The sequence below is a fragment of the Glycomyces sp. L485 genome (assembly GCF_022548875.1).
Classification (GTDB): Bacteria; Actinomycetota; Actinomycetes; order Mycobacteriales; family Micromonosporaceae; genus Glycomyces.
Window position 1 is genome coordinate 257,749 of sequence record NZ_JAKZEW010000001.1, and the last position, 12,320, is coordinate 270,068.

The following is a 12,320-nucleotide window of genomic DNA, read 5'->3' on the forward strand; positions in this document are numbered from 1 at the left end:
ACAATGGGCGCGATGACCACGATCGAACCGGGCTGGTACCGAGACCCCGCCGAACCAGCCACACAACGCTACTGGGACGGCTCCGCCTGGGTCGGCAAGCCCGTCCCGGCCGACGCCGAACCGCCCGAACGACCTGAGCCCGAAGCCCCTCCGACCCCCGAACCCAGCCAGTCCCCATTGGATGAGGTCGGGCAGCGCCCGGCGTACGGCCGGGGATCCGATCGGCAGGGCCCGCCCAAGATCATCCAGCGCGCCCCCGGTGTCACCCAGCCGCCCGACTCCGTCCCCATCCGCTCTCTCGGCGTAACCGTAGGCTGGATCACCAACGACGACGTCCGACGCGTTCTCGCCGGCCGCGTCCTCGCCCACCCCGGCCAGCGCTTCATCGCCCGACTCGTCGACTTCATCGTCCTCGTGGCGCTCAACGCCGTCGTCAACGGCTACTTCGTCTACCAGTTCTTCGACTCCATCAGGCCCGCAGTCGAGCAGTCCCTGCGAGGCGGCGGCGACGAGATCGACATCCCCTCCGCCGCCACGAACCAGTGGTGGATCGTGATCCTCATCGCCATGGGCCTGTGGTTCGCCTACGAGGTCCCCTCGACCCTCAACACCGGCCAGACCCTGGGCAAGCGCCTCATGGGCATCAAGGTCGTCTCCCTCGCCCCTGGCGAGCCCGGCTGGGGCCGCCTCATCCTGCGCTGGTCCTACGCGGCGCTCCCGATGATCTGCTTCCCGCTCGGCGCAATATTGTGGATCCTTGACGGCTTGTACTGCATACGTGACCGTCCGTTCCGTCAGTGTCTGCACGACAAGTCCCCCGGTACCGCCGTGGTGGAGGTGCCCCGAGAGAAAGAGCCCGCCGCATGACCAAGCCGCTCCGCGAGGACCTGGGATCGATTCCGCTCTACGTGCCGGGCAAGGCCCTCCCCGACGCCGTCAAGCTCTCGAGCAACGAGGTGCCCTACGGGCCCCTTCCCGGCGTCGCCGACGCCGTCGCCGAGGCGGCCGGCCAGGTCCACCGCTACCCCGACCTGGCGGTCGTGAGGCTCCGCGACGCGCTGGCCGAACGCCTCGGCGTCGATGCCGAGCGCATCACCACCGGCACCGGCTCGGTCGCGCTCATCGGCCACCTCATGCAGTCGATCGCCGACCCCGGCTGCGACGTCGTCTACTCGTGGCGCTCATTCGAGGCCTACCCGATCGCCGCGACAGTCGCCGGGCTCAGCAGCGTCCAGGTGCCGAACACGCCCGACCACCGCCACGACATTCCAGCGATGGCCAAGTCGATCGGGCCCGACACGCGCGCGGTGATCGTGTGCAGCCCCAACAACCCGACCGGTCGGACCACCACGACCGCGGAGCTCGACGAGCTGTTCGACGCGGTCGACGAGTCGGTGCTGGTGGTCGTCGACGAGGCGTACCGGGAGTTCGTCACCGACCCGGACTCACCTGATGCCCTTGAGCGGTACGGGGACAGGCCGAACGCCGTCATCTTCAGGACGTTCTCGAAGGCCTGGGGTCTGGCGGGGCTGCGCGTCGGTTACATGATCGCCCGGCCCGAGGTGGCCGCGACGGTGCGGAAGTGCGTGATCCCGTTCGCGGTCAACAATGTCGCGCAGGCCGCCGCGTCGGCGGCGCTCGAAGCGGAGGACGAGATGCGCCGCCGCGTCGGTCTGGTCGTGGCCGAGCGCGAGCGGATGCTGGAGGCGGTCCGCGAGATCGTGCCCGAAGTGCCCGACTCGCAGGCGAACTTCTTCTGGCTGCCGCTCGGCGAGGACTCGGTGCGGTTCGCAGCGCACTGCGAGGAGCGGGGGATCCTGGTGCGCCCCTTCGCAGGCGACGGAGTCCGAGTCACGCTCGGACTGCCGGGGGATAACGAGGCGATCTTGGAGGGGCTGCGCTCGTTCTCGCGGGCGAAGGCCTCGTAGATCTCGGTGAGGGTCTGCTTCTGCTTGGCCGTCAGCTCGGGGTCGGTGGCGATCGCCAGCGGCGTCGCCGAGCCCTCGTCCGAGCCGAGGCCGGCCCGCAGGTACATGATGGGGGTGGTCATCCGCAGTGCCGCCGCGAGTTGGCGGAGCACGGCCGAACTCGGTCGCCGTACCCCTCGCTCCCCTTGGAGGTAGGGGTTCGACACTCCGGCCTGATCCGAGAGTTCACGGAGCGAGACATGCGCCCGTTTGCGCACGTCGCGGATGAATGAACCAAAGTCGCGATCTGTCACCCGCGTCACCATACGCGCCCGGGGTGGCAAGCGCAAACCGGGTCTGGCCTGCGGTGGCGTTCTTCGGTACGCGCGTCCCAGGGGGCCATCACCCGAACAGTGGACCCGAGCGCGACTCGCGGAAAGGTTGCGTCTCAACCGCTCGCCGAAGCATGAACTCAGCCGATACCATCAGAGTTCGACGCGTGTAATTAGGGACGGCGTCACCGCCTGGTGGGCGTTCAAACGAGGAGGATACCGGTGAGCGTTCTGCAACGCTTGGAGAAACAACTGGAGGGCCTGTTCGAGGGCACCTTCAACAAGATGTTCAAGGGCGTTGTGCATCCAGTCGAGATCGCCAGCGCCATGCAGCGCGAGGCGGAGACCCACAAGGCCGTGCTGGCCGGCGGGCGCGTGCTGGTGCCGAACCGCTACGTCATCGATCTTTCCCCGCCCGACCACGACCGCCTCGCCCCCTACGCGGCGGCCCTGGCCCAGGAGCTGGCCCAGTCCCAAGCCGAGTTCATCGGTGAGAACGGCTGGACGGTCTACGGCGACGTCATCGTCGAGATCGAACGCGGCGAAGGCCTGGACACCGGCATGTTCCGGGTGACTGCCGAGGTCGCGGCCCTGAACGAGGGCGCCGACCAGTCGCAGCCGGTCTCCGGCGGCGGCTACGGCCCCGCGCAGCAGCAGGCGCCGACCGGTCCGGTGCTGGTCGCCGCCGACGGGCGCCAGTTCTCGGTGGCGCACGGCGCCACGGTCATCGGCCGCGGCGAGCAGGCGCAGATCCGGCTCCCCGACGTCGGGATCTCGCGCCGCCACGTGCGCGTCGACTTCGACGGCCGCCAGGTGTCGGTGACCGATCTCGGCTCCACCAACGGCACCCTGGTCAACGGCCAGCGTGTGACCACGGTGAGCATCCAGCCGGGCGACGTCGTCCAGATCGGGACGACCTCGCTGACGCTGCAGGCCGGATAGCCACTCGACGGGCTCGGGATGTCCGCGTGGGCTACCGTGTTCGGGACTGATCGTTTGTCCGCTGGGAGTGCCGTATGCCTGAGATAGTCCAGACCGTAGCCCGTTTCGGGTTTCTCGTGCTGCTGTGGCTATTCGTGTTCGCGGCGGCCCGGACGGTCACCAAGGACCTGCTCGCGCAGCGCCGCCCCGCGACCGTCGGCGGCCCCGCCTCGGGACCGGTCTCGGCGCCGCCCGCCGCGGGCGGGAGGTCGAAACCCCAGCAGTCCGCGCAGTGGCTCGTGGTGACCACCGGGGAGTTGGCCGGGCGCCGGTTCGCGCTCTCGGGCCAGTCCATCTCGATCGGGCGCGCCCCGGATTCGACGATCGTCATCCGCGACGACTTCGCCTCCAACCGGCACGCCCGCGTCGCACCGGTCGACGGGCAGTGGATGGTCGAGGACCTGGGCTCCACGAACGGCACCTACCTCGGACGCGCTAGAGTCACCAGACCGACTCCCGTGCCCTTGGGGGTCCCGATCCGGATCGGGCGTTCATCATTCGAGCTGCGGGCCTAGTGCCTCACTGCGACGGCGGTTGATTTCATGAGTTTGCACCTGCGATACGCGGCGGTCTCCGACCGCGGCGTGGTGAGGCAAGGCAACCAGGACTCGGTGTACGCCGGTCCGCATTTCATCGCGGTGGCCGACGGGATGGGCGGGATGGCCGCGGGCGATCTGGCCTCGGCGATCGTGATCAACTCCGTGGCGCGGCTCGACGAGCCGCCGCCGGCGGACTCGGTAGCCGACGAGCTGGCCGACGCGGTGGGCGAGGCGAACCGGGCGATCCGCCGGATGGTCGCCGACGACCCGGGCAAAGAGGGCATGGGCACGACGTTGACCGCGCTGTGGTTCGACGGCGAGTGGTTCAACATGGTGCACATCGGCGACTCGCGCGCCTACCGGATGCGCGACGGCGGCTTCGAGCAGATCACCGTGGACGACACGTACGTGCAGATGCTCGTCGACGAGGGCCGCATCACCGCTGAGGAGGCCGAGCGGCACCCGCAGCGGTCGCTGCTGCTGCGCGCCTTGGGCGCCTCGGAGGTCGAGCCGGCGTTCCAGACCCTGAAGGGGGTCGTGGGGGACCGGCTGCTGCTGTGCTCGGACGGCCTGACCGGGCCCGTTTCGGACGCCGACATCGCGTTGACGCTCCAGGGCGCCGCGACGCTCGACGAAGCGGTCGAGTCGCTCGTGAGCCAGGCCCTCGAAGCGGGCGCGCCCGACAATGTGACCGTGCTGGTCGCCGAGGTCGTCGAGGACGACCCGGGGGAGCGTTCGCCGATCATCGCCGGTGCGGCGGCGGACGCCCGGCTCGCCGAGTCCGACACGGCGGTGCTGCCGACGGTCAAGCGCGCCGAGGACGACGCCGAAACCGCAGAAGACGAGGCCGCGGCGGAAGAAGACGAGGCACCTGAGAAGCCGCGCCGCTCCGGGCGGGTGTGGCGGACGGTCCTTGCCCTGCTCGTCATCCTGGCGATGGTCGCCGGCGCGGGAGCATGGTGGGTCCGCACGCAGTACTTTCTGGGTGTCTCCGACGACGGCAACATAGCCGTCTACCGGGGCGTCCCCGTAGAAGTGGCCGGCGCCCGGGCCGCGTGGCTGGAGATCGAGTCGGAGCGGCCGGTGGAGGACGCCGTGGAGCAGGTCCGCGAAGAGCTCGACGCGGGCATCGCCGCCGACGGCATCGAGGAGGCCGAGTCGGAACTGGCCGAGCTGATCGACCCCGGCGCGGCCAACGACAACCTGGTGCCCCTGTGCTCCTCTGGGGACAGCGTGTCCGACCCGGTGCCTGCGGCCGCGAAGGACTGCCGCGACGAGTAAGCGGGCCCAATGTAGGCTCGCTTTCGTCATTCCGAGACGCGAGGGGGACTGATGGCCCAGCCCATGTCGGCGACCGCTAAGCCGGTGACGCCGTCGGAGACCCCGCTGACGCCGCTGTCGGGCATGCCCAAACGCAATGCCCGCCAATTGGTGCTGCTCCTGCTCGGCGGGCTCATCATCTTCGCCCTCCAGCTGGCGGTCGACATGGGTTTCCACGACACGACCTCGGCCACGACGTTCGCGCTTCCCATCGTCATCACGGCCGTCGCGCTGGCGGCGTGGGGGATCACGGTGGCCTTCGCGCCGTATGCCGACCCGCTGTTCGTAGGGATCGCCGCGATGCTCACCGGCATCGGCATCGTCTTCATCCGCCGCCTCAACTACACCTTCGGCGCGAACGCCATCGACGTCGACGACGGCATGTTCGCGGGCGTGGGCGGGCGCCAGCTGATGTACTTCATCGCCGGCGTGGTGCTCTTCGGCGCCTTCCTGGCGTTGGTGCGCAACCACCGGATGCTGCGCGGCTACGCCTACATCCTGCTGTTCGCGGGCATCGCGTTCGCGGCCCTGCCGGGATTCCTGCCGGCATCGATCTCGGAGGTCGACGGCTCGAAGAACTGGATCAGGCTCGGCCCGATCTCGGTGCAGCCCTCCGAGTTCGCCAAGCTGATGCTGCTGGTGTTCTTCGCCGTCTACCTGGTGCGCAAGCGCGACGTGCTCAGCGTGGCCGGCCCGAAGGTCCTCGGTCTCCAGTTCCCCCGCCTGAAGGACCTCGGCCCGATCGTCATCGTATGGGCCGCGAGTCTGGGCATGCTGATCCTGGAGAAGGACCTGGGAACCTCCCTGCTGCTGTTCAGCATCTTCCTTTCAATGCTGTACATCGCCACCCGCCGGGTCTCGTGGATCCTCATCGGATTGGGCCTGTTCGTCGGCGGCTGCGTCGCGCTCTACCCGTTCTTCTCGCACCTCCAAGTCCGCGTGGCGATCTGGCTCAACCCGTTCACCGACGAGTACTACTACGGGCAGTGGCCCTCCTCTTTCCAACTCGTGCAGGGCCTGATCGGCATGAACAAGGGCGGACTGCTCGGCAACGGCCCGGGCATGGGCCGGCCCGACATCGTGCCCGCGGGCATCTCCGACTTCATCCTCGCCACGCTCGGCGAGGAGATCGGCCTGTTCGGCGTGATGGCCATCCTGGTGCTGTACGCGCTGTTCATCGAGCGCGGCTTCAAGACCGCGCTCATGTCGCGGGACCTGTTCGGGAAGCTGCTCGCCGGCGGCCTCGCCTTCTCGGTCGCCTTCCAACTGTTCGTCGTCGTCGGCGGCATCACCCAGCTCATCCCGCTCACCGGGCAGACCACACCGTTCCTGTCGGCGGGCGGCTCCTCGCTGGTGGGCGGCTGGCTGCTGGTGGCGATGCTGGTACGCGTCTCCGACGACGCCCGCAAGCCCTGGCAGGTCTCCTACGGGCTCCAGAAGACCGAGGCGCCCCCGGAGTTCCTCGCCGAGCAGGCCGCCAAGCGTGCCGCCGAAGAGGCCGCGAAGGCCGAAGCCGCCGGCGTGGGCGTCGAGGGGCCCGTGCCCGGCGGTGACCAGCCGACCGAGCTGATCATTCCCGCCGAGCTCCAAGGCGGCCAGTCCTCGCCCGTCAGCGCTCCTCCGCAGAGCCCGCCCCAGAGGACCGACCGGCAGCCGGGCCCGCCGAACCACCAGTCGAGCCCCCCGCCCTCGCCGCCGAACCCCGCGTTCGACCACCGGCCGCAGCCGCCGGGGCCCCGGGACACCGAGAAGAAGGAAGGCGACCTGTGAACCCAGCGCTCCGACGCACCGGCGTCGTCGCTCTCGTGCTCCTCGGAGCACTGATCCTCCAGGTGACGTGGGTGCAGTTCTTCAGCCACGCCGACTACGACCGCTACGACGACAACCGGACCCTGTTCGTGGAGTACGAGGTGCCGCGCGGGCAGATCCTGGCCGGCGACGTCGTCATCGCCCAGTCGCTCGAAAGCCCCGAGGACTCGGCCTACGGCTACTACCGCGACTACCCGGAGGGCGACTACTTCGGCAACATCACCGGATTCAAGTCGATGTTCCGCGGATCGAGCGCGATGGAGCAGGCCCAGGACGAGGTCCTCAACGGCACCAGCTCCCTGTTCTTCCTCGACGAGATCGGCTCGACGCTCACAGGCGAGCAGCGCATCGGCGGGAACGTCTCGCTCACACTCGACGCCGAACTCCAGAAGGCCGCGTACGACGCCCTCGCCGACGCCGGTGTCAAGGGCGGCGCGGTCGTCATCGACCCGCGCACCGGCCAGATCCTCGCCGAGGCCTCCCACCCCGGCTGGAACCCGACCGGGGTGTCCTCGAACGACTACGATTCCGCGACCGAGTCCTGGAACGAGCTCACCGAGGATCCCGACAATCCCGGACTCGACCGGACCCGGTCGGACTTCTACCCGCCCGGCTCGACGTTCAAGACCATCGTCGCTTCGGCGTTCATCGAAGGCGGCCACGGCGACGCCGACACCATGGTCCCGGCCGGCAACGGCTACACCGCGCCGGACACCACCCACGAGATCACGAACTCCTCGGGCCAGTGCCCCGAGTCCGAGCTGTCGCTCAAGGAGGCGTTCAAGCGCTCGTGCAACACCACGTTCGCGGCGCTGTGCGTCGAGGAACTCAGTGACGAGGACATCCAGGAGATGGCCGAGGCCTACGGCTTCGACGAGGAATTCGAGACGCCGCTGCCCACCCAGCCGTCCCAGACCGGTGACATCTCCGCGGACGCCTTCCGCGCCCAGGCCTGCATCGGCCAGCAGGAGGTGCGCGAGACGGTGCTGCAGAACACCATCATCGCCGCCACCATCGCCAACGGCGGCGAGCGCATGTCGCCGCAGCTGATCGCCGAGGTCACCGACTCCGAGGGCACCACGGTCAAGCGCGGCGACGAGGAGTCGGCGGGCCGGGCGATCTCCGGATCCACCGCCGAGCAGATGCGCGAGCTCATGCAGGCCGTCGTCGACGACGGCACCGGCCGGAACGCCCAGGTCTCCGGCTTCACCGTCGGCGGCAAGACCGGCACCGCCGAGCACTCGGCCGAAGCCGACGGCTCCGAGGCCGACCACGGCTGGTTCCACGGCTGGGCCCTGAACGGCGAGGACGAACCGGTCGTCGCCGTCTGCGTCTTCCTCGACTCCTACGGCGACGGCGCCTCCTCGAAGGCCGCCGAGATCTCCGGCGACCTCATGGAACAGGTCCTGAGCGCCGACTGACTAGACTGAAGCGTCGATCCCCTTGGAGAAATTAGGAGCACGCCGTGTTGAGCCCCGAAATGCGACTCGGGCAGCGCTACCGCCTGCTTGAACGCATCGCGGTGGGCGGCATGGGCGAGGTGTGGCGAGCCGAGGACACCGTCCTCGAACGCAAGGTCGCCGTCAAGGCGCTCCTGCCCGCCCTGTTGAGCGAGCCCGGCTTCGCGAAGCGATTCGCCGCCGAGGCCAAGACCGTCGCCGCGCTCTCGCACGCCCACATCGTCAACGTCCACGACTACGGCGAGGCCCCCCTCCCCAGCGGTGACACCACCGCCTACCTCGTCATGGAGTACATCGAAGGCCAGTCCCTGGCCGACCTGATCTCCCGGCGCGGCGCCATCCCCGCCGCCGAGCTCATGCCCGTCGTCGCCTCGGTCGCCGAGGCCCTCCAACACGCCCACGACCACGGCGTCATCCACCGCGACATCAAACCCGGCAACATCCTCGTCAGAGCCAACGGCCAGGCCGTCCTCACCGACTTCGGGATCGCCAGGTCCGGCGCCGCCGGCGACCTCACGGCCACCGGCGCGGTCATGGGCACCGCCTCCTACATCGCCCCCGAGCAGGCCGAAGGCACCGGAGTCCTCCCGGCCTCCGACATGTACTCCCTCGGCGTGGTCGCCTTCCACGGCCTCACCGGGCGGCGCCCGTTCGACGCCGAGAACCCGATCGAGCTGGCCCTCCACCACGTCCGCACCCCCGCCCCGCCGCTGCCGCCCGAGATCGCCCCGGGCGTTCGGGCCTTCGTCGAACGCGCCATGAGCAAGAACCCCTCGCACCGCTTCGCGACCGGCGCCGACATGGCCGGGGCGGCGCGCGCCTCCCTCACGGCCCACCCGCCGACCTCGCTCATGCCGAGCGGCCCGCCAGCACCGAACCCCGGCGCCGGCGTCGTCGGCATGGGCGGCCCGCTCGCCGCCGTCGCCGACCCGCCCGCCGTCGGCCCGCCGCCCGGTGAGATCAACATGGGCGCGCCCGTCCAGCCCGCCCCGAAGCCCGGTGTGAACAAGACCCTCGTCGGCACCCTCGTGGGCGTGGTTGCGCTGGCCCTCATAAGCGGTATGGTGTGGCTGCTGCTGCAGAACCTCGCCGGCGATGACCCCGGTGCAGAGGAGACGGTCGAACCGGCGGACCGGCAGACCATCCAGCCCACCGACGAGGAGACACCCGACCAGTCGGATCAGACCGAGACGCCGTCGCAGCCCGAGAGGTCCGAGGACCCCGGGAACGGTGGCCCGTCCCACGGCTGCCTGCCGGGGAGCAACTGCGAGGACCGATAGCGGCCTTTCCGGCCGACCGCTGCGATTAGAATCAATCCGCGATGAACGGAACACGAGGACGTAAACGGCGATGACGACAGAGCCCCGCCTTCTCGGCGGCAGATACGAGATCGGCGAGGTCGTCGGCTACGGGGGGATGGCTGAAGTCCACCAAGGCCGCGACCTGCGTCTCGGCCGCGACGTGGCGGTGAAGCTCCTGCGTGCCGACCTCTCTCGCGACGAATCGTTCCTCGTGCGGTTCCGCCGCGAGGCACAGAACTCGGCCTCGCTGAACCACCCCAACATCGTCGCCGTCTTCGACACCGGTGAAGAGCACGGCATCCCCTACATGGTCATGGAGTTCGTCACCGGCCGGACCCTCAAGGAGGTCCTCATCGCCGAGGGCCGCTTCGACTATGTGAACGCCTGCGAGATCGTCGCCGACATGTGCTCGGCGCTAGATTTCAGCCACAAGCACCACATCATCCACCGCGACGTCAAACCCGGCAACGTGATGCTGTCCGACACCAACCAGGTGAAGGTCATGGACTTCGGCATCGCCCGGGCCCTGGCCAGCGGCCAGGCCACCATGACCCAGACTTCTGCGGTGATCGGCACCGCCCAGTACCTCTCGCCCGAGCAGGCCCGCGGCGAGACCGTCGACGGCCGCTCAGACGTCTACGCTGTCGGCTGCGTCCTGTATGAGCTCCTCGTCGGCCACCCGCCCTTCACCGGCGACAACCCCGTCTCCGTGGCCTACCAGCACGTCCGGGAGGACGCCAGGCCTCCGTCCGAGCTCAACCCGGCCGTGCCGGCGAGCGTGGACGCCGTGGTCATGAAGGCGCTGTCGAAGAACCCCGAGAACCGGTACCGCACGGCCGGGGAGATGCGCGAGGACCTCATCCGCGCCGCCCGGGGCGAGGCCGTCGGCGCGCCCATGGTCATGGGCGCCGAAGCGCGCACGCAGATCATCGGCGGTGCCGACTCGACCGCGCCGATCTCCCCGATAGAGACCCAGTCCAGCCGCAGGAGGCCGTGGCTCGTCGCCCTCGGGGTGATCGCCGCGCTCGCGCTGGTCGGGCTGGCGGCCTGGGGCATCATGCGCGCCATGGAGACGCCGCCCACCGTGATCGTCCCCCAAGTGGTCGGCCTGAGCGAGGAGGAAGCGACCGAAAGGCTCACAGAAAGTCGTCTCGGCTTCGTGGTCGAGCGGGAGGCAGCCACGGACGTCAACGACGACCGGATCGATTCGGTCATCGAGCAGTCCGAGGAACCCGACTCGGAGGTTGGGGAGGGCACCGAGGTGACCATCGTCGTCCTGGACCCGCCGGGCGAGGTCGAGATGCCCAATGTCGTCGGCGATGACGTCGACGAGGTCCGAGAACTGCTCGAAGGCGACGACTACCAGTTCGTCGTCACAGTGGAAGAGGAGTCGAGCGCCAGACCGGCCGGGGAGGTCCTCGGTCAGGACCCGCGCGAGGGCGAAATGCTCGACAAGGGCTCCGAAGTGACGCTCACGGTCTCCGAGGGCGGCCAGTCACAGGTCCCGGACCTGTTCGGTCTGGTTGAGAACGTCGCCATCGACCGGCTGCAGAACGCGGGCTTCGAGCCGGAGGTCGTCTACGGCACCGGCGGCGGCTCGGTCGGCGCGGTCTACTCGCAGAGTCCGGACGCCGGCTCCACCGAGCCCGACGGGACTACGGTGACCATCACCGTCCAGGGGGTCGAAGTCGTCTGGGACGAGGCCACGACGGCCCAGGACCTCCAGACCACGCTCGAAGCCGCCGATCTCAACGTGACGATCGAGGGCGATGAGGGCGCCACCGCCATCGAATCGGTCTCCGGACCCGACGGCGCCCTCAGCAGCGGCGACGTGGTGGCCGTCGGCAGTGACATCACCATTGTCACGGTGCCGGAGGACGAAGGCGGAGGTGGCGGCGGTGACGACCCTCCGACCGATGAGGAATGCAATCCGCTCACCGATCCCGAGTGCGACCCTGACGGGGACGACGGCGAGGGCTAGTCGATGCTTCAGCTCTTGAAGGTCGTGCTGAGTTGTCGTCGGCCGGGTTGCTTGTAAATTGTGCTGGATTGAGTTTCAGGCGTCTTAGCGATGACGAGGTAGTGGTTGGCCCGGAGCGGTGTCTTCGGCTCCACGGTGCCTCTCGCTTGGGCTTCAATCGATCAGCGACGAAAGAGCTGAGTGGAGGTCGGGGGCGGGTCGTCGGCCACGGAGGCCGGTCGTGGGGAGCAGGAGTGGGACTCTAGGGGCCGGTTCGGCGGCTGCGGCGGGCGCTGTGGGCGTGGGTTCGGGGGCTGTGAGGGGATGCCGGTTCGGGACGGCCGGGAGGGGGAGCCGGTTCGGGCCGGTCGAGCACGGAGTCTCGGGCCGCTCGGGTTTGCTGTTCTGGCTCTGAGCACGGGGAATGGCTCGAAGCCGTTTCCGGTTTCGAGCTGGCGGCGGTATGAGGCGCCTTCCCCGCCGCGGCCTCCCGCGGCGGGCAGGTTAAGAACGGGATGGGATCTTCGATCACGTTCGAGCGCACCGGGATCAGCGGTTTATTCGTCTTCGGGTGTACCAGGCGCATCGCCGCGACCGGGGCGGCTGGTGAGGCCGCGTCTGCTGGTGGTGTGGTCGGTGTGGGGGTGTGCTCGTCTTCGGGGCCGGAGCGTCCGCCCGGTCCGGAGCCCAGATTGAAGTCCTGTTCGGAGT

Annotated in this window: 9 protein-coding genes and 1 pseudogene; 9 read left to right on the forward strand and 1 reads right to left on the reverse strand. The window is 69.2% G+C overall.

The window, feature by feature from the left end; genetic code table 11:
• Positions 1-12: 12 nt before the first annotated feature.
• Both L0U85_RS01215 and hisC read left to right on the forward strand, forming a co-directional pair.
• Complete coding sequence (locus L0U85_RS01215) at positions 13-867, forward strand: RDD family protein (RefSeq protein ID WP_241375785.1); 855 nt, start codon at positions 13-15, stop codon at positions 865-867.
• The gene (gene hisC / locus L0U85_RS01220) at positions 864-1,928 is read left to right on the forward strand and encodes a histidinol-phosphate transaminase (protein WP_241375786.1); all 1,065 of its coding nucleotides are present in this window, start codon (positions 864-866) and stop codon (positions 1,926-1,928) included. Before L0U85_RS01215 ends, hisC begins: the two co-directional genes overlap by 4 nt.
• On the opposite strand, the pseudogene L0U85_RS21010 reads toward hisC, so the two are convergent.
• A pseudogene (locus tag L0U85_RS21010) lies at positions 1,898-2,233 on the reverse strand (helix-turn-helix transcriptional regulator); the annotation flags it as partial. The gene hisC and the pseudogene L0U85_RS21010 sit on opposite strands and share 31 nt — an antisense overlap.
• A gap of 228 nt (positions 2,234-2,461) precedes the next feature.
• Here L0U85_RS21010 and L0U85_RS01230 point away from each other — a divergent pair.
• The 7 genes from L0U85_RS01230 (at position 2,462) to pknB (ending at position 11,630) form a co-directional block, all read left to right on the forward strand.
• Positions 2,462-3,181: an FhaA domain-containing protein gene (locus L0U85_RS01230; protein ID WP_241375787.1), complete on the forward strand. Its 720-nt coding sequence runs from the start codon at positions 2,462-2,464 to the stop codon at positions 3,179-3,181.
• Between the two features lie 74 nt (positions 3,182-3,255).
• The gene (locus tag L0U85_RS01235; protein ID WP_241375788.1) at positions 3,256-3,735 is read left to right on the forward strand and encodes an FHA domain-containing protein; all 480 of its coding nucleotides are present in this window, start codon (positions 3,256-3,258) and stop codon (positions 3,733-3,735) included.
• Positions 3,736-3,762: 27 nt separating this feature from the next.
• A complete protein-coding gene (locus tag L0U85_RS01240) occupies positions 3,763-5,040 on the forward strand; it encodes a PP2C family serine/threonine-protein phosphatase (RefSeq protein WP_241375789.1) in 1,278 nt (425 codons plus the stop codon).
• 51 nt (positions 5,041-5,091) lie between these two features.
• Positions 5,092-6,849 (forward strand): FtsW/RodA/SpoVE family cell cycle protein, encoded by a 1,758-nt coding sequence (locus tag L0U85_RS01245; RefSeq protein WP_241375790.1) that lies wholly within the window; start codon positions 5,092-5,094, stop codon positions 6,847-6,849.
• Entirely contained in the window at positions 6,846-8,309 is a 1,464-nt protein-coding gene (locus L0U85_RS01250) for a penicillin-binding transpeptidase domain-containing protein (RefSeq protein WP_241375791.1), read from the forward strand. The genes L0U85_RS01245 and L0U85_RS01250 overlap by 4 nt, the downstream gene beginning before the upstream one ends.
• 44 nt (positions 8,310-8,353) lie before the next feature.
• Positions 8,354-9,628 carry a serine/threonine-protein kinase gene (locus L0U85_RS01255; protein WP_241375792.1) on the forward strand — a complete coding sequence of 425 codons (1,275 nt, stop codon included), beginning with the start codon at positions 8,354-8,356 and terminating at the stop codon, positions 9,626-9,628.
• A gap of 70 nt (positions 9,629-9,698) precedes the next feature.
• A complete protein-coding gene (gene pknB / locus L0U85_RS01260) occupies positions 9,699-11,630 on the forward strand; it encodes a Stk1 family PASTA domain-containing Ser/Thr kinase (protein ID WP_241375793.1) in 1,932 nt (643 codons plus the stop codon).
• Positions 11,631-12,320: the final 690 nt, after the last annotated feature.

What these genes read in the sequence shown, in the direction of transcription:
- L0U85_RS01235 (WP_241375788.1), top strand. Translation starts at nt 3,256, where the DNA reads ATGCCTGAGATAGTCCAGACCGTAGCCCGTTTCGGGTTTCTCGTGCTG.
- hisC (WP_241375786.1), top strand. Translation starts at nt 864, where the DNA reads ATGACCAAGCCGCTCCGCGAGGACCTGGGATCGATTCCGCTCTACGTG.
- L0U85_RS01240 (WP_241375789.1), top strand. Translation starts at nt 3,763, where the DNA reads ATGAGTTTGCACCTGCGATACGCGGCGGTCTCCGACCGCGGCGTGGTG.
- pknB (WP_241375793.1), top strand. Translation starts at nt 9,699, where the DNA reads ATGACGACAGAGCCCCGCCTTCTCGGCGGCAGATACGAGATCGGCGAG.
- L0U85_RS01245 (WP_241375790.1), top strand. Translation starts at nt 5,092, where the DNA reads ATGGCCCAGCCCATGTCGGCGACCGCTAAGCCGGTGACGCCGTCGGAG.
- L0U85_RS01215 (WP_241375785.1), top strand. Translation starts at nt 13, where the DNA reads ATGACCACGATCGAACCGGGCTGGTACCGAGACCCCGCCGAACCAGCC.